The sequence below is a fragment of the Nocardiopsis sp. iso_40 genome (assembly GCF_056173285.1).
Genome location: NZ_CM149666.1, coordinates 2,549,074 through 2,570,590, shown reverse-complemented (window position 1 = coordinate 2,570,590; position 21,517 = coordinate 2,549,074). Strand labels below are relative to the sequence as shown.

The 21,517-nt window shown below is 73.2% G+C and carries 15 protein-coding genes; 3 read left to right on the top strand and 12 right to left on the bottom strand.

Going from position 1 to position 21,517, the window contains the following annotated elements:
• Positions 1-349: 349 nt before the first annotated feature.
• The 7 genes from AC0VYD_RS11235 to AC0VYD_RS11205 all read right to left on the bottom strand — a co-directional run bounded on the left by AC0VYD_RS11235 (position 350) and on the right by AC0VYD_RS11205 (position 10,592).
• Complete coding sequence (locus AC0VYD_RS11235) at positions 350-565, bottom strand: hypothetical protein (RefSeq protein WP_475479807.1); 216 nt, start codon at positions 563-565, stop codon at positions 350-352.
• Between the two features lie 119 nt (positions 566-684).
• The gene (locus AC0VYD_RS11230) at positions 685-849 is read right to left on the bottom strand and encodes a hypothetical protein (RefSeq protein ID WP_191270921.1); all 165 of its coding nucleotides are present in this window, start codon (positions 847-849) and stop codon (positions 685-687) included.
• 81 nt (positions 850-930) lie between these two features.
• Positions 931-1,893 carry a bile acid:sodium symporter family protein gene (locus AC0VYD_RS11225; RefSeq protein ID WP_475479806.1) on the bottom strand — a complete coding sequence of 321 codons (963 nt, stop codon included), beginning with the start codon at positions 1,891-1,893 and terminating at the stop codon, positions 931-933.
• Between the two features lie 92 nt (positions 1,894-1,985).
• Positions 1,986-3,233: a TIGR02679 family protein gene (locus tag AC0VYD_RS11220; RefSeq protein WP_475479805.1), complete on the bottom strand. Its 1,248-nt coding sequence runs from the start codon at positions 3,231-3,233 to the stop codon at positions 1,986-1,988.
• Positions 3,230-7,495 carry a TIGR02680 family protein gene (locus AC0VYD_RS11215; protein WP_475479804.1) on the bottom strand — a complete coding sequence of 1,422 codons (4,266 nt, stop codon included), beginning with the start codon at positions 7,493-7,495 and terminating at the stop codon, positions 3,230-3,232. The genes AC0VYD_RS11220 and AC0VYD_RS11215 overlap by 4 nt, the downstream gene beginning before the upstream one ends.
• Complete coding sequence (locus AC0VYD_RS11210; RefSeq protein ID WP_475479803.1) at positions 7,492-9,006, bottom strand: DUF2398 family protein; 1,515 nt, start codon at positions 9,004-9,006, stop codon at positions 7,492-7,494. Before AC0VYD_RS11210 ends, AC0VYD_RS11215 begins: the two co-directional genes overlap by 4 nt.
• Entirely contained in the window at positions 9,006-10,592 is a 1,587-nt protein-coding gene (locus AC0VYD_RS11205) for a TIGR02677 family protein (protein ID WP_475479802.1), read from the bottom strand. Before AC0VYD_RS11205 ends, AC0VYD_RS11210 begins: the two co-directional genes overlap by 1 nt.
• Before the next feature lie 248 nt (positions 10,593-10,840).
• Here AC0VYD_RS11205 and AC0VYD_RS11200 point away from each other — a divergent pair, with 248 nt between their 5' ends.
• Together AC0VYD_RS11200 and AC0VYD_RS11195 are read left to right on the top strand one after the other, a co-directional pair.
• Positions 10,841-11,479: a restriction endonuclease gene (locus AC0VYD_RS11200; RefSeq protein ID WP_475479801.1), complete on the top strand. Its 639-nt coding sequence runs from the start codon at positions 10,841-10,843 to the stop codon at positions 11,477-11,479.
• 92 nt (positions 11,480-11,571) lie between these two features.
• A complete protein-coding gene (locus tag AC0VYD_RS11195; RefSeq protein WP_475479800.1) occupies positions 11,572-13,236 on the top strand; it encodes an ABC-F family ATP-binding cassette domain-containing protein in 1,665 nt (554 codons plus the stop codon).
• Positions 13,237-13,371: 135 nt separating this feature from the next.
• Here AC0VYD_RS11195 and AC0VYD_RS11190 read toward each other — a convergent pair whose 3' ends face one another.
• Positions 13,372-14,202: a hypothetical protein gene (locus tag AC0VYD_RS11190; protein WP_475479799.1), complete on the bottom strand. Its 831-nt coding sequence runs from the start codon at positions 14,200-14,202 to the stop codon at positions 13,372-13,374.
• A gap of 846 nt (positions 14,203-15,048) precedes the next feature.
• On the opposite strand from AC0VYD_RS11190, the gene AC0VYD_RS11185 reads away from it, so the two are divergent.
• Positions 15,049-16,506: a nucleobase:cation symporter-2 family protein gene (locus tag AC0VYD_RS11185; RefSeq protein ID WP_475479798.1), complete on the top strand. Its 1,458-nt coding sequence runs from the start codon at positions 15,049-15,051 to the stop codon at positions 16,504-16,506.
• Between the two features lie 190 nt (positions 16,507-16,696).
• Here AC0VYD_RS11185 and AC0VYD_RS11180 read toward each other — a convergent pair whose 3' ends face one another.
• From AC0VYD_RS11180 to AC0VYD_RS11165, 4 genes are all read right to left on the bottom strand, one after another.
• On the bottom strand, positions 16,697-17,749 hold the full coding sequence (locus AC0VYD_RS11180) for an ABC transporter substrate-binding protein (RefSeq protein WP_475479797.1): 1,053 nt from the start codon (positions 17,747-17,749) through the stop codon (positions 16,697-16,699).
• Complete coding sequence (locus AC0VYD_RS11175; RefSeq protein WP_475479796.1) at positions 17,746-18,582, bottom strand: ABC transporter ATP-binding protein; 837 nt, start codon at positions 18,580-18,582, stop codon at positions 17,746-17,748. Before AC0VYD_RS11175 ends, AC0VYD_RS11180 begins: the two co-directional genes overlap by 4 nt.
• Positions 18,579-19,604 (bottom strand): FecCD family ABC transporter permease, encoded by a 1,026-nt coding sequence (locus AC0VYD_RS11170; protein WP_475480243.1) that lies wholly within the window; start codon positions 19,602-19,604, stop codon positions 18,579-18,581. The genes AC0VYD_RS11175 and AC0VYD_RS11170 overlap by 4 nt, the downstream gene beginning before the upstream one ends.
• Before the next feature lie 167 nt (positions 19,605-19,771).
• The gene (locus AC0VYD_RS11165) at positions 19,772-21,517 is read right to left on the bottom strand and encodes a prolyl oligopeptidase family serine peptidase (protein WP_475479795.1); all 1,746 of its coding nucleotides are present in this window, start codon (positions 21,515-21,517) and stop codon (positions 19,772-19,774) included.

Genomic DNA, 21,517 nt, shown 5'->3' with positions numbered 1-21,517 from the left:
TCCTCCAAAACCCTTCGGGTACTCCGGGCACGGGGGTTCTTGCGATTCTCGGGGTAGCCCCGACCCCCTCTGGTGTTCGTGTGACTCAGGGGTCGGGGCGTGTGGGGCAGCCGTTGATGCGGGTGTCCCATGGGTTCCGTTCATCGCGGGACCCGTCCGGTCCTTTTGAGCCCCGAGTGTCTCCGGCAGATTCCCGTGTTGGCACCCCCGTCACCCGCTGACGGGGGTCAGCGGGCTGTTCGGGGCGGTGCACGGGTTCGTGGTCAGGGGCATCTGTCGCCGCGGGGTTGGGGGAGGCCGGTTCTTCTGCGTGAGAGGGAGCGGTGGCGCACGCTGTTCCTTTCCCGGGTCAGTGGTATCCGCAGTGCGGGGGCCTGCGCGGACGGTGGACGCGGAGCCGGTTCGGGGTGCGTCGGGGCCCCGGGCAGCGGAGGGGCGCGGTGACACCCGGCGGGTCCGGGGGCGGTGCGAGGGCGACGACCCGTTCGACGAGGACGCCCGGGGTCGACAGCAGGGCCAGTACGAGCATCCCGGAGCAGGGGGCGATGCGGTGACACGCGAACATGGCACCAGCCTTACAGGCTTGCGGTGTTCGCGCGACTACTTCGTGTGATCACTGCTGGCCGGTTCAGGCCAGGTCCGGCAGGTGTGGGATCCGGGAATCGTGGGAGGCGGTGCCGGACCCTAGCCGAGGAGCTCCAGGAGCAGGACGACCAGGCCGATGGCGAGCATCGCGAAGAGGATGAAGTAGCAGCCCACGTTCCCCGTGGGTCCGGGGTCGCGGGTGGGACCGCGGTGCAGGTCGGTTCTTCCGCGTCCGGGCTTGCGCTTCTTCTTCCGGGCGGCCACGTGATACGTCCTCGCGTTGCTCGGGGGATGTCGGGGGCAGAGCGTGTCATGCGGGCCCGGGACGGGGCAACCCTCGGCGTGTCAGGAGCGCTCGGGCTCCCTGGCCTCCTCGGCCTCCCCTGGGGCGTTGCGGGACCAGTAGGTGGCGACGGCGGCGCCGGACAGGTTGTGCCAGACCGAGAACAGGGCCCCGGGCAGCGCGGCCAGGGGCTCGAAGTGCGTGGTGGCCAGGCTGGCGGCCAGACCGGAGTTCTGCATGCCGACCTCCACGCTCGCGGCGCGGCGGGCGCTTTCGGGCATCCGGCCGAAGTAGCCCACCAGGTAGCCGACGGTCAGGCCGAGGGTGTTGTGCACGACCACGGCCAGGGCGAGGAGGAGGCCGGTGCCCAGCACGGCGTCGGCGTTGGCGCCCACGACCCCGGCGACCACCAGCACGATGCCGGTGACGGAGACCAGCGGCATCAGCGGGAGGAGCGGGCTCACCACGCGCTCGGCGAAGGTGCGCAGCAGCAGGCCGGCGATGACGGGGAGCAGCACGACCTGGAGGATCGACAGGAACAGGTCGCCCGCGGCGACCGGCAGGGTCGAACCGGCCAGCCCCAGTACCAGCAGCGGTGTCACGAACGGTGCCAGCATGGTGGAGATCGAGGTCATCGCGACCGACAGCGCCACGTCACCGCGCGCCAGGTAGACGATCACGTTGGAGGCGGTGCCGCCGGGCGAGGCGCCGACCAGGACCATACCGACCACCAGCAGGGGCGGCAGCCCGAACGCGTGGGCGATGCCCCAGCCCAGCAGCGGCATGACCGTGTACTGGGCGAGCACACCGAGCAGGACGGTCCCGGGGTGTCTGGTGACGACGGTGAAGTCCGCCGGGCGCATGGTGAGGCCCATCCCGAACATGATGATCCCAAGCAGCAGGGGCACGTGGGGGACGACGGGGGCGGTCTGTTCCGGGAGGAGGAGACCGACGAGCGCCCCGGCCAGGACCAGTACCGCGAACCACCTGCCGACGAGGCCGGCGACCTTCGTGACGACCGTCATCCGTGCTCCTTCCCGCGTCGTGGCCGGCGGGGGTGTCGCCGCCGGGCCACCGGCACGGTACTCCCCCGCGAACGCCCGTGCCCGCGCCGGGGTCACCGCTGGGCCAGATCCTCCACCAGGGCGGGGGCGACCGACTCCTCGAAGACGGCGGCCCCGCGCTCACGCATGGCCTCGGCCAGGCCGGGATCCCAGGGCGTGGGCCGCTCCCGCCCTTCGAGCGGATGGTGCTCGTCGGGGACGTGGTCGAGGTAGTCGGCGGCGGACATGCGCCAGAGGTCGGCCCCGTAGCGTTCGGCCACCCGCCGGGCTATCGCCGCTCCGGGCCAGTCGAAGTCGCCGTGGTAGCGCAGGCGGGCCCCGGCGCTGACGGCGGCCGCGGCGAGCCGGTGGAAGGCGGCCGACGGCCAGCCCTCCGTGCACAACAGGGGGGCGGACTCCGATCCGAGCCTCTCGGCGGCCAGACGGAGCACGGCCGGGTTCTCGCACACGTGGACCACGCGTGCGGTGGGGACCGGCGGGAAGCGGACGAGTTGGTGCAGCGTGACCTGGAACGGGACGCCGTGCTCCGCGGCCTCGGTCAGCCAGGTACCGAGTACCGGGCCGCGGGCTGGCAGGTTGAGGGTCAGCACGCGGCTGGCCAGGTCGTCCTGGACCACGTCGTTCTCCTCCCACAGGGCACGGCGCTCCTGGGCGTCCCTGTCGGCGGGGCGGGTGGTGCCGGAGCGCGCAGCCAGGGCCGCGAGCACGAGGCCCGCCAGCGGGCGGTCGTTGTTGAGCGCCTTGGTGTCGCCGGTGGCGCGCACGGCCAGGCTCTGCAGGAGCAGCGGGGAGGTCCCGCTGGCGGAGGCCTCGGTGTTGTGGGCGTCGACCGCCTCCAGGACCCGGACGGCCTGGCCGAAGGTGTCGGTGTCCTTCTTCCGGACCCGTCGGGTGACCGCCGCCCGGGTGTCCCGGTGTTCGAGCCAGGAGCGGAACCAGTCGGCCCCGTACAGGGGGCTGGCCAGGGCCGGGGCGAGGATGCGCGCGCGTAGTTCCTCCTCCTCCCGTTTGACCGCGCTCCTGAACCGCAGCGGGTTCCCGAGGGCCTCGAAGAGCTCTTCAAGACCGACCCCGTAGCCGTGGCGAACGGTCTCGTCGAGGTGCGCGAGATCGACCCGCACCTGGTCCGGGTGAGGGCCCGGTTCCTTGCCGACGAAGCCCCGGATCCGGTGGGCCTCCTCCTCGCTCAGACCCTTGAGCTTGAAACCCCCGGAAAGTGCTCCGTCGCGGTCCTCCAATTCCTTGCGCACGCGGGCCATCAGGGTGCCCAGTCGGGTGCGGAAGACGTCCAGGTCGGTCACTGGGCCGCCTCGCCCAGGAGGGTGCCCGCGGTGGACTGGGGGACGTACCTGGTCGGGGCGATGCCGAGCAGCTGCGCGGCGAGTTCCTCGTTTCCGGCGAACCCGGCGTCGGCGTCCAGGGTCTGCTCGCCGTCCCAGAGCATGAGCAGGGCCGAGACGGTGTGGCTGGCCTTGTCGTGGTGCATGTCGTAGTGGGCGGCCATGGGGACGGTGTCGTAGTGCACCCACAGGTCGTGGCCGGTCATGAACATGTCCAGGTCGAAGGTGACGGTCAGGCCCATGAGTTCGGGCTTGTAGCGGTCGTCGATACCGGCGAAGGCCTCGTCGAGGGCGACGACGCGGGGGCAGGTCGGCGCGGCCGAGGAGTACAGGGCGTTGGCGGCGGCGAACAGGGGCAGGTGGATGGCGGCGGACTTCTCGCCGCCGGACATCTGCTCGTGCTTGTTCTTGGTGAGGGTGACCTCGTCCTTGCCCGGTTCGGCCAGGCGCAGTTCGAACCGGTACCAGTCGCGGTAGTCCAGGACCGCGGCCAGGACCTGCTTGTGGCTGGCCCGGGGGTGGGTCGCGTGGTAGTCGCGGATCATCCGCCGCAGGACGGCGCGGAGTTCGCCAAGGCCCCGGGGGCCGAGCCCGGCGCCGTCGCGGCGCACGAGTTCGGTGGCCTGGCGCTGGTGGTCGGTGAGGCCGTCCGAACGGGACCAGCGGATGCCCACCCTGGTGCCGGAGGACATGGGCCGGGCGCGGGTGTCGCGGTCCATGGCGCGCACCAACTGCTTGGCGGTGCGGACCCGGTCGTGGATCTGCTGGGCGATACCGCTGAGCAGCTCGTCCTCCAGGACCCCCTGCTCCTCCTCGTGCAGGAGCGCGCCCTGCTCCTGCACCCGTTCGGCGACGGCGCGCGCGAAAACGGAGACGGGGTTGCGGCCGTTCTCGTCGTTGACGTGCACCGTCACCAGTCCGCTGGCGCCGACCTCGTGGTCGACGCGGTAGCCCTCGGCGTCGCCGCCCAGGGCCTCCTGGAAGGTGCGCAGGGCCTGGGACATGCGGTTTCCCGCGGTCTTGAGCTCGGCCTCGCCGACCTCGCCGGGCCCGACGGCCCCGGCGAAGCCGTCCAGCAGGTCGGCGGCCGTTCCGGGCAGGACCTCGCGGACGGTGGCGGCCCGACCGGTGAGCAGGCGCTGCGCGGCCTCCTCCGGGGCGGGCCACTGGTCGGGCACGGGCCAGGTGCCAGGGGTGTCCACGCCCATGACCGCGCGCACGGCGGGCTGGGTGAGCCCGGCGAAGGCTGCGGCGTGCTCGAAAAGGGTGCCCAGGGCCTGGGCCAGGGACTGGCGTCCGCTGTCGCGCAGGGTTTCGGAGCGCACGGCCAGGTCGTGTTCACGGGAGGCCTCCCCCGTGGCCTCGCGGTGCCTGCCCCGGACGTCGCCGAGTTCGGTCCGGGCCCGCTCCAGCTGGTCGAGGAGTTCCCGGGCCGGGGCGTCGATGGCCGCCTCCAGGGTGGCCAGCTCCTCCGTCTCGCGTTCGTGCTCGGTGCGGCTCCGGTCGAGGTCGGCGCGGTCGCCCTCGAGCGCTTCGGTCAGCCGGGCGACGGTGTCCCGGCGGCCGGTGAGGTCGCGCTCGTGGTCGGCGATGCCGGCGCGGGTGGCGTGCAGGTTCCGGGCGGTGTCCCGGAAGGCCTCGGCCGCGGCGGCGACCGCGTCGACGTCCTCCCTGCGGGTGGGCATCGCGCGTTCGGCGGCCGCGGCGCGGACCTGGCGGCGTTCGGCGTCGACCTGCGCGACGGCGGCGTCGAAGTCGCGACGGGTCTCGGAGCGGGCGGCCCGGACCGAGGCCAGGAGGGTGGAGTGGTGTTCGAGCGTGCGCAGCGCCCTGACGACCTCGGTGGCGTCGGGCAGGTCGGCGCGGGCGCGGTCGAAGTCCTTGAGCAGTTCGTGGGCCCGGGCGAGCCGGGCGCCGAGCTCCGTGTGCCGGGCGGAGAGCTCGCTGATGCGGGCGTCGTGGGCTTCCAGGCGTTCGCGGCGGCGCTGGGCGCGGTTGGTGGCGCCGATGAACTCGGCGGCGGGCTTGGGGTGGGCGCCGGTGAGCGGGCCCAGGCGGAAGCGGGCCCCGGTGTCCACGCCGGACGGGAGCTCGGCGAGCGGGGCGCCGTCCCCTTCGGCGAGGGGGACGGAGGCCAGGACACGGGCGATGGTGTCGGTGGGGACGCGGTCCTGGGTTTCCGGGACCAGGAGGTCGGCGAGGGTCGGCCCGGTGGGCGCGGACCCGGCACCGTCGCCCGTGCCTTCGCCGGGGAGCAGGTAGACGTCGGCCTCGGCCCGTTCGAGGGCCTGGCGGGTCAGGTCGGGGTCGGGGTGGACCCAGGCGGTGAGCAGCCCGGCGGTGTGCAGGGCGCCCTCGACGGCGGCGCCGTGCTCCTCGGGCAGGTCGTCGGCGAAGCGGACCAGCTGCCAGAGGGGGGCGCCGGGCCGGTCCCCGCGCGGTGCGGGGCGCAGGGGGTCGGCGGGCGGGGCGTCGTCGCGCTCGGCCGCGATGTCCTCGCGTTCGCGGCGGACGGCGGTCAGCTCCTCGCCGAGCCGGGTCTGCTCGGACTCCAGGCCGTTGGCCTGGGCGGCCACGTGCAACTGCTGGTCGTGGAGTTGTTCGTTGAACACCTGGGCGAGGGTGGGGGTGCCGGGTTCACCGTAGTGCTCCAGCGTGCCGCGCAGGGCCGTCAGGCAGTCCGGTCCGGCGATCTCCCACCGCTCGGACCAGCCGTCCAGGTTCCGGGCAGCGGTGCGGCGGAGTTCGGCGAGCTCCTCCTCGGCTCCGGCACACTCCGTCTCGCGTGCACCGAGGGCCTCCTCGGCCCGGGCGGCGGCCGTCTCGGCGCGCACGCGGCCGTCCTCGGCGCGGTCCAGGGCGGCGAGCCGTTCGCGTACGGCGCGCACGTCGTCGAGGCGGGTGTCGGCCCTGGCCCGTGCGGTCTCGGGCAGGTCGTCGCCGGTGTCGACGGGCCCTTCGGCGTCGTGGGCGATACCGGAGTGTTCGGCGGCCGCGGTGAGTTCGGTACGCAGTTCCTCGGCCCGGGCGCGTTCGCGCTCGACGCGCTCGGCGACGCGGGCCCTCTCACCGCTCAGGCGGGAGATCTCCTCCTCCTGGGCGCGCACCCGCGCCCGCTGGGTGGCGATCTGGCGGGCGCGTGCGTCGTTGTTCTCCCGCCTGACCTGGAGGGCCTGCTGGTCGCGGAGGGTCTCGTGCTGGCGCAGGGCGGCGCACTGGGCGTCCAGGCGCGCGGCCTCCTCGGACAGTTCGGCGGCGCGCTCGCGGGCCCGGTCCCGGGCGGCGGTGGCACGGTCGAGTTCGGCGGCGGCCTCGGTGACGGTGCGGGCGTGGGCGTCGGCCTGGTCGGTGGCGGCGGCGACCCGGGCCAGCCGGTGGCGGGCGTTGGTCGTCAGGTAGTCGGCGTAGACGCCGGTGAAGGTCCGGGCGGCCTCGTGGGCCGCGGTGGCACTGGCGAACCGGCTCTGGACGGCGGCGAGGTTGGCGAAGTCGCGCGCCGCCTGGTCGACGAGGGCGTCGTCGAGGGGGCTGAGGCCGCCGGTGAGGGTGTGGGAGACCTTCTCCGGGTCCAGGTCCTTGGCCAGCAGGGGACGGCGCAGGGCGAGCAGGAGGTCGAGGAGCTGGACGTAGCGCTCTCCCAGCCCGAACAGGCGCCCGTCGACGGCCCTGCGGTAGTCGGCCGCGGTGGAGTGGTGGGCGTCCTCGCCGAGGGCCGCCTTGAGCTGGCGTTCGGTGAGCGGGCGCCCGTCGGTGGCCAGCAGTCCGAAGTCCACCCCGAGGCGCTGGTCGGTGACGAAGAAGGAGGGGGTGACGCCGTCGCGGTGGCGGTGTGCGCGCAGGCCGATGACCAGGGTGACGGTCTCGGTGCCCGGGTCTGCGGCGGCCGGGGCGCCGGTGTCCAAAGCACCGGTGTCCGGTTCCTCGCCGTCGGTGGCGCGGGCGAACTCCATCCACACGTACCCGTAGGCGGACTCGTCGCCCCGGTAGAGGAGGTTGGACTTCATCGTGCGGTTCTGGCCGCTGAAGGGGTCGAGTCGGCGGGCGTCGGTGTAGCCGTCCAGGACGAAGGGGAACAGCACCTCCAGCGCCTTGGTCTTGCCCGAACCGTTGTGGCCGCGCAGGACGAGGCGGCCGTCGGCGAAGACGAACTCCTCGTCTGCGTAGTCCCAGACGTTGACGACACCGGCCCGGCTGGGCCGGAAGCGGTCGCTCCTGCGGGTCATGGCGCGGTTTCCTCGGTTCCTTCGGTCTCGGGCTGCTCTGGCTGGGCGGAGGGCGTTTCTGTCCCGGCGGCGCCGTCGTCGGGCCGGTCGCTCTCGGGTGGGCCGCCGTCGGGGCCGCCACCGGTCTGACCGGTCTCGGGCTGGTCGGTTTCGGGCGGGTCGAGCGGACCGAACGGGAGCAGGCCGGTGTCGGGGCGTTCGGGCAGCGCGCCCCGGATGTTGCGGTACCGCAGCGCGGCGGGCGTGACCAGGACCCCGCCCGGGACCGGGCGGACCAGGGCCAGGTCGGTCAGCAGGGCCAGGGCGGCGTCGAGCAGGCCCTGGGGGTCCTGTTGCCAGGTGGCGGTGAAGGAGGCGGCGCCGAACTCCTCGAACAGGTCGGCGAGCATGTCCTCCAGGCGTTCGCGCTCCACCAGCGGCACCGTGGCGGGCTCCCCGACCGTCGGGACGCGCTCCCCCTCGGCCCAGGCCAGCTCCGTGACGATCCCCTCCCGGGGGATCCCGGCGTCGATCCGCGCGACCAGGTCGGGGTGCTCGTGGACGGCTCCCGGAGCGGGCAGGCGGGTCAGGCCCGCCCAGGACTCCTCGAAGTAGGTGGCGATCTGGGCCAGCAGCAGTCCGGCCGTACGGGTGACGGCGCCTCCCCGGCCCGGGAAGGCGCGGTCGGTGAAGGTGCCGGAGGCGTCGGCCAGCAGGACCCCCTCCGCGCGGCGCTCCAGCTTCGTCCCGGTGAGGCGGCTCACCTCCTCGGCCGGGCCCCTGCCGCGCAGTGCGGCGGCGACCTCGGGTTCGACGTCCGCGTAGTACACCACGGGGTACTCCACCAGCAGGCGGCGGGCACGCCGGGCGGCGCGTTCGCGCGGGGCGTCCTGGCCGAGGGCGTCACTGAGCAGCCCGGAGGCGCTGCGCAGGTGCTGGATCGGCCGGGTGGGCCGGAAGAGGACCTCGCAGATCTCGTGGTCGATGTCGAAGAGCGCGTCACCCTGTTCGCCGCCGCGCGCCCAGGCCTCGACGGAGCCGTCGGACAGGTGCAGGGCGCCCCGGTCCAGCAGCCAGTGGACGACGTCGACCAGCGCGGCCTTGTGCGTGGAGTCGGTGGGGTCGTAGCCCAGGCCCTCGATCCGGTTGGCCGAGGGGGTGACGCGTCGGACCAGGTCACCGAGGCTGATCTCGACCTGGGAGCGCTGGAAGGCGGCCAGCAGCAGGCACAGGTAGGCCAGGCGGCGGCGGTCGAAGGGCTTGCCCTTGCGGGCGAAGGTCTGGCGCTGGGTGGGGTCGAGCAGGTCGAGTTCGCGGACCAGGCGGACGTGGTCGGTGGTGGCGATGAGGGTGTACCCGAACAGGGCGCGCAGGTCCTCGGCCATCTGGTCGGCCCAGTACAGGACCTGGTCGAGTACGCCCGGACGCGGACGGGAAGCGGTGATGACGTCGCAGGTGAGGACCTTGCGCACGGCCTGCTGGTAGGAGCCCAGGTCCACGGTCTCGACGCGGGGGCGGGTTCGGGCGGCCATCAGTCCCCCTTCCGGGTGCTCGCGGCGCCCCGTCGGGCTCCGCGGGCGCGGGAGGCGAGTTCGACCCGGAAGCCGGGCAGGTGGAGGTTGCCCTGCGAGGTGCGCACGGTGCTGCCCCGTTCGTCGCGGACCAGCTTGACGAGGGTGCCCGCGTCGTCAGCGTTGGCGGACTTCAGGCGCCCGACGACCGCCGGCGGCGACCCCTCGGGGCCGGAGTACACCTCCCTCGACTCCAGGGCCTTGGTGACCAGCCGCAGCAGGACCCGGGTGTCGCTGTCGTCGAGGACGCGCCCGTGTGCGCCCTCGCGGACCAGGAGCGCGGCCGAGGCGCGTTCGGCCTCGCGCCCCTCACGCTGGCGGCGGCGCAGCTCGGAGCGGGCACCGGTGTCGCGGCGCACCGGTTTGGGGACCCCGGGGGTGGGCGCCCGGTCGTTGCGGAACAGGGTGACCGAGACCTCCACTCCGGCCGCGTCGTGCCAGGAGTCGGTGGGTGAGAACTCGTCGCCGTCCTCGTGGGCGACACCCAGGTGGCGGGCGGAACGGGTGTTGAAGGCGGCACCCATGAGGGCGTGGGCCGCCCCGTCGTCGGGGGTGTCGAACACCCAGGCGGCCAGGTGGCGGAGCTGGGTGGAGCGGTTGACGCCGCCGCGCCGGGCCTCGGTGATCTGGCGCAGCAGGGCGACCACCCCGGAGACGGCGGACCGGGTGGCCTGGCCGAGTTCGGCGGCCCGGGTGGGCGCCCCGCCCTCGGAGGCGAACCAGGCGCGCACCGCCCACCAGCGGCGCGACCAGTCCTCCAGGCGTTCGGCCCGCTCCATGAAGAGTCGTTCGTCGGCCTCGACCGCGCGGGAGAGCAGGGTGCTCAGGCCGGTGGCCTCGACCTCGTGGACGGCCCGGTCCAGGCGGGGCAGGTAGCGGTCCAGCTCGGCCATGAAGTCGGACATGTGGACCAGCAGGGCGTTCTTGTGGCGCAGGAAGACCTCCGGTGAGGCCTCCGTGGAGCGCAGGATCTCCCCGAGGGTGACGTGGAACTGCGCGGAGCGCCGTCCCATGTCCTCCATGACCGAGTCCAGGCGCGACAGGCGCCGGTAGACGTCCTCGGCGCGGCCGGTGCGGTTGGCCTCGGCCAGGGCTCCGAGGTCCTCCAGCACGTCGGAGAAGACCAGCCGGGACAGGTTGACGTCCTCCGCCCGGGCGCCGAGGACGTTCTCCACCGCGTGGTAGGCCCGGTAGCCGAGTTCGCTGAACTGGTAGACGGACTGGCGGTTGCGGTAGCTCGCGAGCGTGCCCGCGCGGGAGGCGTCGTCGAAGCGGTGCACCACGCCGTCGGCCGCGAGTTCGTCGAGGCGGCTGCGCAGCCCCTGGGCGGGGACCGCGGGCACCTCGGCGTGGGCAGCGCCCAGTTCGCGCAGGGTCGCCTCGACCTCGTCCGCACCGACCTGCACCTGGTGGACCTCGCGGAGGCGGTCCACGGCCCGCAGGATCCACAGGTAGGTGACGTGATCGTCCCGGCGGGTGAAGTTGAACAGGCGGAAGCGGTCGCTGACCGCCAGCGCGTCCAGGTCCAACGCCCTGCGTTCGGCCACCACTCAACCCCCGCGGTATCGGTCCCCGGTCGTTCCCGTTCACTCCCGCGGCGCGCCCCGAGGGCTCGCGTGCGCGCGCGGGTCGCCCCCGGCGGGACCGGTGCTCTCGTCCGGAGGGCGGCTGGTGCCATTGTGGCAGCGCCCGGGGACAGCCCCGTCCCGTCGTACCGGGACGGGGCTGTCGGGTTGGCCACCCGTGGGATGATGTGCTCCGTTATGGCACCCCAGACCGTGTCCCGGGGAGGAACGTGAGCGCACGAGGGGGTCGACGCGGGGCCCGGCGGCGGGCCCGGTGGCTCCGAGGAGCCCTGCCCCTGGCCGTGGTGGTGTCGCTGCTGGCCCTGGGTTGGCTGCACGACAACGCCGACCGTCCGCTGGTGTGGCTGGGTCTGGCCCTGGCGGCCGCCGCCGGTCTGGCCGTGCTGGTCTGGTGGGGCCGGGTCCGGATCCGGCTGGCCGGGGACCGCAGGGTGGTGGCCCGCACCGACCTGTCCGCGGTCGACCGGATGACGGGTGTGCGCTTCGAGGAGTACGTCGCGAGCCTGCTGCGGTCCCACGGCTACACCAGGGTCGCGGTGGTGGGCGGCTCCTTCGACGGCGGGGCGGACCTGCGCGCCCAGACCCCGGACGGGCGCCCCCTGGTCGTGCAGTGCAAGCGCTGGCGCAGACCGGTCCCGCCGAACGAGGTTCGGGCCTTCCTGGGGGTGCTGGCCGGAACCCACCGCGGTTACCTGGGGATGTTCGTGGCCTCCGACGGTTTCACCGAGGCCGCCGCGTGGGAGGCGGGGGACGAGATGGTGCTGGTGGGCCGGGAGGAGCTGGCCCTGTGGATGAGCGGCACCCGACCTCCCGAGCTGCCCCGGCCCTCCTCCCACCACCCGCGATAACCCTTTGCGGCCGGTCGCCCAGGCGTGCGAGCCTGCCCGCGGGCGCCGGTCGGGCGTGCGGGTGGTTCGTGAGCAGCGGGAGAAGAGCGGTCGTGGGTTACGTCGACGTCAACCGGGTCACACACACCCTGCCCGACGGGAGGGTGCTGCTGGACGGGGTGTCGTTCCGGGTCGGCGCGGGGTCCAGGACCGCCCTCGTGGGTGCCAACGGAGCGGGCAAGAGCACACTGCTGAGCCTGGTCAAAGGGGAGTTCGCGCCCCAGTCGGGCGCGGTGACCGTGGACGGCGAACTGGGGGTGATGCCGCAGTTCGTGGGGCACGTGCGGGACGCGAGCACCGTGCACGAACTCCTGGTGTCGGTCTCCCCCGCGGCCGTGCGCCGGGCGCACGCGGACCTGGAGCGGGCCGAGGAGGCCATGATGGTCTCCGAGGACGAGATGACGCAGATGCGCTACGCCGAGGCGATCGCGCGTTACGGTGACGCCGGTGGTTACGGGGCCGAGGTCGTGTGGGACCAGTGCTGCGTGGCGGCCCTGGGCGCGCCCTACGGGCGCTGCCGGTGGCGGCAGGTGCGCACGCTCTCCGGAGGCGAGCAGAAACGGCTGGTCATCGAGGCGCTGCTGCGCGGGCCCGCGCCGGTGCTGCTGCTGGACGAGCCGGACAACTACCTGGACGTTCCGGGCAAGCGCTGGCTGGAGGAGGCTCTGCGCGCCACCCCCAAGACGGTCCTGTTCGTCTCGCACGACCGCGAACTGCTCAGCCGGGTGCCGGACCGGATCGTCACGGTGGAGCTGGGTGCGGCGGGCAACAGCGCGTGGACGCACGGGGGCGCCTTCGACACCTACCACGAGGCCCGGCGGGAGCGGTTCGCCCGCCTGGACGAGCTGCGCAGGCGCTGGGACGAGGAGCACGCCAAGCTGAAGGCGCTCGTGTCCATGTACAAGCAGAAGGCCGCCTACAACTCGGACATGACCACGCGGTACCAGTCCGCGCGGACCCGGCTGCGCCGGTTCGAGGAGGCGGGGCCGCCGCAGCAGCAGCCCCGGGACCAGAACCTGCGGATGCGGTTGCGCGGCGGGCGCACCGGCAAGCGCGCCCTGGTGTGCGAGAACCTGGAGCTGACGGGGCTGATGCGCCCCTTCGACCTGGAGGTCTGGTACGACGAGCGGGTCGCGGTGCTGGGCGCCAACGGCTCGGGCAAGTCACACTTCCTGCGGCTGCTCGCCGGCGGCGGTGACGACCCCGAGTCCTCGCCGGTGCCGGAGGAGGAGCGCGCCGGTGTCGAGCCGGTGCCGCACACCGGCCGGGCCCGGTTGGGCGCCCGGGTGCTGCCGGGGTGGTTCGCGCAGACGCACGAGCACCCGGAGTTCGCCGGACGGACCCTGTTGGAGATCCTGCACAGCGGGCAGGGCACCCGGAAGGGCGTGCCCCGCGACGAGGCCGGGCGGGCGCTGGACCGCTACGAACTGGCGCTCTGTGCCGAGCAGTCGTTCGACACCCTCTCCGGCGGTCAGCAGGCCCGGTTCCAGGTGCTGTTGCTGGAGCTGTCGGGCGCCACCATGCTGCTGCTCGACGAGCCCACCGACAACCTGGACGTGGTCTCGGCCGAGGCCCTGGAGTCGGCGCTGGAGGCCTACCGGGGGACGATCCTGGCGGTCACCCACGACCGGTGGTTCGCGCGGAGCTTCGACCGGTTCGTGGTGTTCGGTGCCGATGGGCAGGTAAGGGAGGAATCCGAGCCGAGGGCCCTCCTCTGAGGGTGGTGGCTGGCGACGGCGCGGGAGAGCGCGACGGCCCGGTGCGGGACGGGGGCGGGTCGGCCGGGCCCGGCGGGAGAGCGGCGCCCGGGACGTGCGGCCCGGGCGCCGTGCGGCACGGTGGGTGGTTCGGGCTCACTCCAGCGGCAGGGAGAGGTGGACCTCGCCGTCGCATCCCTCGGCACACTGCAGGACCAGGTTGACGGTGCCGCCTCCGGGCGAGTCTTCGAACTGGAGCATGACCTGGCCCGGGGAGGCGGGTGTGAAGTAGTCCTGCCCGGTGAATCCGTAGAAGGGGTCCAGGAATCCGAGCTCTCCGTCGGGGGCCTCGTGCGTGGCATCGAGGACACTGACCTCGGCCGTTTCGGTCTCCACGTCGGCGAACACGACCAGGGCGTCGGCCTGGGTGGTGTAGTAGCTACTGACGACCGTTCCGGTGATCCCTTCACCGGAGTCACTGCCGCCACCGGAGCCGAACCTCTCACCGACGGGGTTGCCGTTCACCTGGAAGTCGGCGAGCAGCCCTTCAACGAATACGAAGTCGCCGAAGGTGACGCAGCCGTTCTCCTGGCAGAGCTGGATGTTCTCGCCGCTCAGCTCGACCGAGTCGTCCTGGGACTGATAACCGCTGATGATGTTGGCCCGGACACTGTTCGCCTGGTGTTGCAGGTAACCGTGGGCGGGCCAGTCCGGGTGGGCGAACTCCAGGCCCTCCTCGACCAGCTCGGGATCGCTCATACGGCCCAGTGCCTCGACGTAGGGCAGGGCGTCCTCGGCGCTTCCCGGTTCGGGAGATGATTCCGCTGCTGGTGCCGTGGCCTCTACGGTCTCCGTGCCCTGGGACTCCTCCACGGGCTCCACCTGTGTCTGCGCGGCCTCCTCTGCGTCCCGGAGGAGGCCGCAGGAGGTGAGGGGGACGAGGAGTGCCAGGGCCAGAGCGCCGAGGGTCAACCTGGAACAGGTCATACCGAAGAACCTTCTAGTTCGGGGGACGGGGGTCCCGGGGCCGAGGCCCCGAGGACGGCAGAAGGGACTCCACGAGCGCGGGATGGAGTCAGTTCATTCCTAGCAGAACAACGGGGCACGTCCCCGTCCTGCGGCGCTCTGCCGACGAAAAAGCGGGTGGCCACCCTCGGCCACCGAAACCCACGCCCACGCCAGAAGCACACCTACCCAAGCACAGCATGAGGGTTGGCAAACCGACAAAAGCACATAAAAGCAAGAAAGCACCCCATGCGGCATCCCCCAACCGCCCGGACACCGTGGCCCTGCTACTCGTTCTGGCCGGGCAACCGCTTCTTCGACCCGCGTCACACCGAGGGCACGGCCCAGGTGCACTGGTGGGCTCCCGCCGCGTTCGACCCGGTCACGATCCCGACCTGCCGGACCTGGCCGCGCGGGTGCTGCGCGGTGAGCTGCGGGGGTGAGGTCCGGGCGCCTGTCCCGCGCGGTGCGGCGGCGGGCGCCCGGGGGCGTTCTTGGTCACGTACGGGCCCGGTCGCGGAACACTCCGCGGCCGGGCCCTCCGCCTTGCTGGTGGACCCTGCCGGGGCCCGGAATGCCTCCGGTGGCAGCGGTCCGGGGCACGGCCGGGAAAGGTCCCGGGCACGCGCACACCCACACACGATCACGGAAGGCAACGTGGTGACTCCGGATCGCATTGGTGCGTTCATCCAAGTGTTCATCCCGAATTTGCGTGTCAGTTCGGATCATCCGATGATTTGTCCGTGTGAGAGACCGCGGCCCCGCGTCCCGCGAGAACGGTGACCCGCTCGCGCAGGCCCCGCACCGACCCGTCCCGGAAGGCCCACCATGACGAAGTCCCCCACGGGCGGCCCGGCCCCCGCACCGGAGGGCCGGAACCCCGACGAACGCCCCGAGGACGAGCGTCCTCCCCTGCGGCTCATGGTCGCCTACGGCATCCAGCACATCCTCGCGCTGTACGCCGGGGTCGTCGCCCCGCCGCTCATCATGGCTGCCGCGGTGGGTCTGGACCCGGTGGAGACCGGGCTCGTCATCAGCGCCGCGCTGCTGGTCAGCGGCTTGATGACGCTCATCCAGACGCTCGGTGTGTGGCGGTTCGGCATGCGGATGCCGCTGGTCGTCGGCGCCTCGTTCATCCCGGTCACCGCGATGACCTCGATCGGGCAGTCCAGCGGGCTGCCCGCCGTCTTCGGCGCCTCCATCGCCGCCGGGCTGTTCGGCATCCTCGTCGCACCGGTCATGGCCGCCCTGATCCGCTTCTTCCCGCCGGTGGTCACCGGAAGCGTCATCACCGTCCTGGGCCTGTCCCTCATCCCGGTCGCGGTCGGCTGGATCACCGAGGACAGCGGGACCGGAGCCCCCACCGGCACGGGCCTGCTGCTGGGCGGGGCGACCCTGGCCGTCATCCTGGTGCTGTCCAAGGTCCTGCGCGGGGCGTGGGCAAGGGCCTCGATCCTCCTCGGCCTGGTGCTGGGCACCCTGCTCGCCGCCGCACTGGGCGAGCTCGACCTCGGCGCGGTGGGCGAGGGGCCGACCTTCTCCCTGCCCGCGCCCCTGTACTTCGGCCCGCCGGAGTTCCAGGTCGCCGCGATCGTCACCATGTGCGTCATGATGCTCGTGATCCTGTCCGAGGGCATGGCGGACATCCTCGCCGTGGGCGCGGTCGTGGGCAGCAGGATCGACGGGCGCCGCCTGGCCGACGGCCTGCGCGCCGACGCCGCCACCGCGGTCGTCGGCCCGCTGCTGAACTCCTTCCCCGGCAGCACCTTCAGCCAGAACATCGGCCTCATCGCGCTGAACAGGGTGAAGAGCCGCTACGTCGTGGCCGCGGGCGCGGTCTTCCTCGTGGTTCTGGGCCTCTTCCCGATCCTGGGCAGGGTCGTGGCGATGATCCCCTCCCCCGTCCTGGGCGGCGCCGGGCTGGTGCTGTTCGGTTCGGTCGCGGCGGCCGGGATCCAGACGCTGGGCGGGGTGGACTACGAGGGCAACCAGAACCTGGTGATCGTGGCGGTCTCGCTCGGGTTCGGCGTCCTGTCGATCACCGCCCCGGACTTCTTCTCCTCCTTCCCGGACTGGGCCACGGTGATCCTGCACTCGGGCATCGTCACCGCCACCGTCTCCGCGCTGCTGCTCAACGTGTTCCTCAACGTCCTGGGCGGCGTGCGGAGGCGGCCCGTGGCGGCCGCGGGTTCCGCGGAGGGCCCCGCCGGGCAGCGGGAGGACGCGGCGGACACCGACCGAGCCGAGGGTGCCGAGGCCGCCGGGGGTACCGGGGCGAAGGCCTGACCCGGCCGCGCCGCCCCACTCGACCAGGGGCGGTACGCCGCCCCGCGCGCCCGGTCCGGGACATCCGGCGGGGAGCCGGAACCAGCGTCCGGCTCCCCGCCCCGGGCGCCCGAGGACACGCGCACCCGGGGAAGGGCACCACGGGCGGCACAGGCAGCCCCGGGGCCGGGCAGGCGGGGCGAACACCAGGCTAGAACGCGTCCGGGTAGAGCTCCCGGGCGATCGTCTCCACGGCGTCGACGTTCCCCAGGGCGCCGGGGTACAGGTCGCTCGCGGGGATGGCGACGAGGAGGTCGTTCTCCACCGCCGGGACCTCGGGGAAGGTGTCGCGGAGGTACTCGCGCGTCTGCTCCTCGTGCTCCGGCCCGCTCACACCGAACACGATGGCTTCGGGGCTGCGGCTGACGATCTCCTCGGGGTTGATCTGCGCGGCGAAGAAGTCGGCGAACTCGGGACTGTCGGGGTCGAAGACGTTGGCGCCGCCGGCGGTCCTGATGATGTCCGCCTCGATACCGGCGCCGATGGCCGACAGCGAGTTGCCCTCTACGTAGACCTGCGCGACGCCGGGCTGCTCGGAGCCGCTGATCGCTTCCTCCACGGCAGCCAGTCGTTCCTCGGTGTCCTGGACGAGCCTTTCGGCCTCCTCGGGCACGCGCAGGATGGCGCCGAGGTCGGTGACGTCCGTCAGCACGTCGGTGACCTGCGCGGTGTTGCGGCGGTCGGCGCAGCCACCGGTCGCGACGTAGGCCTGGGCGCCGTTCTCGTCCAGCTGCTCGATGCTGGCGAAGCCCTGTTCCGCGGTGAACTCGTACTCCGTGGGAGCGGCCACCAGGTCGGGGGCGACGGCCAGGAGGTCCTCACGAGCCGGCGGGGCGTCCGTGCTGAGCACCGGGACGCCGTCGGCCTGCCCGGCGACGTCCTCCGGCAGCGCCGAGACCTCGGTCTGGGCCTGGCCGACCAGGGAGTCCCGCACACCGAGGCGGAGCAGCAGTTCGGTCTGCGATGGCATCAGCCCGACGACGCTGCCGGGAGCGGTGTCGAAGGACAGCTCCCGTCCGCAGTTGGTGACCGTCACGGTGTCCCCGGAGGCGTCGGAGGCATCGGAGGCCGCCTGGTCGCTGGTGACACCGGTACCGCAGGCGGTCAGTACCAGCGGCGCTGCGAGGAGTGCGGCCCAGCCGGTCGGGAGGCCGCGGGTACGGGAACGGCGCCGGGACGCGGCCCGGGTGGTGTTGCGTGTCATGGGGTGGTTGCTTCTTCCTCGGTCGGGGCGGGTGGGTTCGCTGGGGTCGGGTCGTTCGGCTCCGGCGCGCTGCGGGCGTCGAAGAGCAGGTGTCGCCGTCCGGAACGCGGATGGGCGACGGCTGTCGACTCGACGCCGAAGACCGAGCGGACCAGGTCGGTGTGGAGTACCTCGTCCGGGGTGCCGAGGGAGACCAGGCGCCCCTCGGCCAGGACACCGATGGCGTCGCAGGAGCGCGCGGCCAGGTTCAGGTCGTGCAGGGCGACCAGCACGGTGCGGTCGGTGGCCCGGACCCGGTCGAGGAGTTCGAGCTGGTGGGCGATGTCGAGGTGGTTCGTGGGCTCGTCGAGGACGAGCACGGGGGTGTCCTGGGTGAGCGCGCGGGCGAAGAGCACGCGTTGGCGCTCACCACCCGAGAGGGCCGAGAACGAGCGGTTCTCCAGGTGCGCGGCGCCGACGCGGGTCAGGGCCTGCCGGGCGAGGGAGACGTCGCGGTCGGAGTCGCGCCCGTACCCGCGTCCGTGCGGGATGCGTCCGAGCAGGACGAGGTCGAGGACGGGGACCTCGAACTCCTCGCTGTGCTCCTGGGCCATCACCGCCACGTGCCGGGCCAGCTCCCTGCGGCTCAGCGCGGTGATGTCGGTGCCGTCGAAGCGCACACGGCCGGCTGAGGGGGCCGCGAGCCCGGACACGGCGCGCAGCAGGGTGGACTTGCCGCTCCCGTTGGGCCCGAGCAGGCCGAGCACGGTGCCCGAGGGCACCGAGACGCTCACGTCGGTGACGACGGGCCGCCCGCCGCGGTGGGCTTGGAGGTTCTCGACGTCGACTCTCATCGGCCCACCCCCACGCTGTCGGCGCGGTCGCGCCGCAGCAGCCACAGGAAGAACGGCGCTCCGACCATCGCGGTGAGCACACCCAGCGGGATCTCCGAGGGGTCTGCCAGGGTGCGGGCCAGGAAGTCGCAGGTGGCGAGGAAGACCGCTCCGCCGAGCAGGGCGACGGGGAGCATCCTGCGGTGGTCGGAGCCGACGATGATGCGTGCGATGTGCGGGATGATCAGCCCGACGAAGCCGATGCCTCCGGAGACCGCGACGACCGATCCGGTCAGCAGGGCGGCGGCGACGAGGGCGCCGCTGCGCAGCCGGTTGACGTTGACGCCCAGGGACGCGGCGGCGTCGTCTCCGACGAGGAGCGCGTTGAGCGCCCGGGCGTGGAACGCGGCGTAGACGCCCACGATGAGCAGCGCCGCCGAGGGCAGGGCGAGGTGGCTCATCGTGGCTGCGGAGACCGAACCCAGGAGGAAGAACATGATGCTGAAGACGTTCTGCGCGTGGGTGGTGATGGTCAGGTAGCTGGTCACGGCGCTGAACAGGGAGCCCAGGGCGACGCCGGCGAGGATGAGGCGCTGGGGTGCGATGCGCCCGTTCTTGTGGGCCAGGGTGTAGACGGCCGCGGTGGCCGCGAGCGCGCCGAGGAAGGCCGCGCCCCCCACGCCCAGAGCGCTGGTCCCGACGCCCAGGACGATGAACGAGACCGCTCCGACGCCGGCGCCGGCGGAGACGCCGAGGATGTAGGGCTCGGCGAGGGAGTTGTGCACCACGGCCTGCATCAGCGCACCGGCCAGGGCGAGCGCGGCTCCGGCGGTCGCTGCCAGGAGTGCGCGGGGCAGCCGGAACTGCCAGACGGCGTTGTCCTGCACCGTCGTCAGTGACCCGTCCGACATCCACGGCATCCCGGGCACGAGATGGCCCACGATGATGCGCAGGGCGTCCGCCGGGGACACGTCGATCGTGCCGACGCTGCTGGACAGCACCACCACCGCCAGCAGCGTGAGGGCCAGGGCCGGGACGAGGATCCGGGCGGCGAGCACGCCGCGCCGCCGGGGGTTGCCAGCGGGAGGGGTCGGGGGCGGTACGCCGTCGGGGGGCGCTCCTGTGGGGCGCGCGTTGGTCAGGAGGCGCCGGAAGGGGGCCGGCGCTCGTCTCCCGTTGGTTGCTTGTGCCATCTGTCGCGGAGGCTCTCTTAGCTGGTGGATGGATGGGTCCGCACGGTTTTGGTGGTCGTGGCCGCGAAGCCGAGAACGGTCGTTCCGAGGCGGTGCAGGATGTCGAGGTGGTTGCCGCCGTGGCCGGTTCCCGGTGCGCGCCACACGTGGGCGCTGCCTCCGACGCGGCGTAGCGCCTCGGCGACCGCCAGGGTGTCGTCGGCGGCGACCCGGGAGTCCTCCGCCAGCACGATGCCGAGGAAGCGGGGAGGCGCGGTGCCGGGGCTGAGCTCCCTGGCCCGGTGCAGGGGTGAGATCCGGCGCAGGTGTTCGGTCCCCTCGGGGGTGTCCGAGGCTCCGAACTCGGCGGCCCAACGCCGTCCGAGCGGGTGGGCGCCGAGGTTGAGCAGGTCGAGCGGCGCCGCGGTGCTGACGACCCCGGCACACAGGCCCGGCGATCCGAGAGCGCAGCTGGTGGCCAGGACCCCGCCGTGCGAGGCGCCGGCCAGGACGAGCAGGTCGGGTCGGGTGAGCCCGGCCTCGACCAGGCCGCGTGCGACGGCGGCGAGGTCCTCGATGCCGCGTCCCTTGGCGGGGCCGCGCCCGGCCTGCCGCCAGGCCGGGCCGTGCTCGCCGCCGCCCCGGACCTGGGCGATGGCGTACCGTCCGCCGTGCTCGACCCACGCCGGCACGGTCGGTTCGAACACCGGCAGACTCGGCACACCGAAACCGCCGTAGCAGGTGAGGATCAGCGGTGCGGGCCCCTCGGCGCCGACCGGTGAGGTGACCACGACGGGAACGCGCGCTCCGTCCCCGGCGGTGAAGACGTGCCGTTCGGTGCGTGCAGGGGTTTCCGGGCCGGCCGCTGCCGGACGGTCGGACAGCAGCTCCTCGGCGGGTACCACCCGTGGGGGCAGGACCGGGCCTTCGACGAGGACGTGGAACCGGTCGGCGTCAGCGCTCACCCCGGTCGCGACGGCCGGAGCGCCCCGGTGGGCGACCTCTCGTTCGGCCGCGACCGAGCCCCGGACGAGCCGCACGAGGACACTGCGGCCGGCCCGCACGCCGACGGCGACGATGTCCTGGCCGCGGGCGGCGAACGAGGTGATCCGCAGGTCCGGGTCGTCCCAGCACCATCTCCGGGCGCCGCTGTCCGGGTCGAGTCCGTGCAGGCGGGCGCCGTCGTCGACGACGATGTCGTCCCCCGCGGGCAGGGCCCGGACGATGGCGGCGAACGCGGCGAGCTCGGTACCGGTGGCCCGGTCGAGGAGGCGGCTGGGGCTGCCGGGGCGGCTCTCGGCGAGCAGTCCGCGCCGGCCTCCGGGAAAGAGTCTGAGCCGGGTGTCCGGCGGCACGTCCGAGACCGTCGGCCGCCCGGTGCCGACGTCGAGGCGGACGAGGCCGTGGGAGCGGCCGGCGACCAGTTCGACACCGGAGGAGTCGGCGTCCCAGAGCATGGGATCGTAGCGGCAGCGAATTCGCGGGTACAGCCGCAGGGCTCCGCTGGCGGTGTCGACCAGCCCCAGTGCGGCGTCCTCGTCCGCGTGCTCGGCCAGTTGGACGCAGATGCTGCGCCCGTCCGGGGAGGGAGCCATGCGCAGGATGTGGCCCTCGGGCTCGATCACCGGTGCGCCGGTGTCCGCCCGGTAGATGCCCTGGCGTCGGCGTCCGGGCGGTCGGCTGAGTACGAAGCCGTTCTCCGGCAGGCCCGGGCGGCCGTGCCGTTCCCACTTCGTGAGTGCGGTGTCGAGGGCGGGGACGACGGGGGGAGGGGAGTCGTGCAT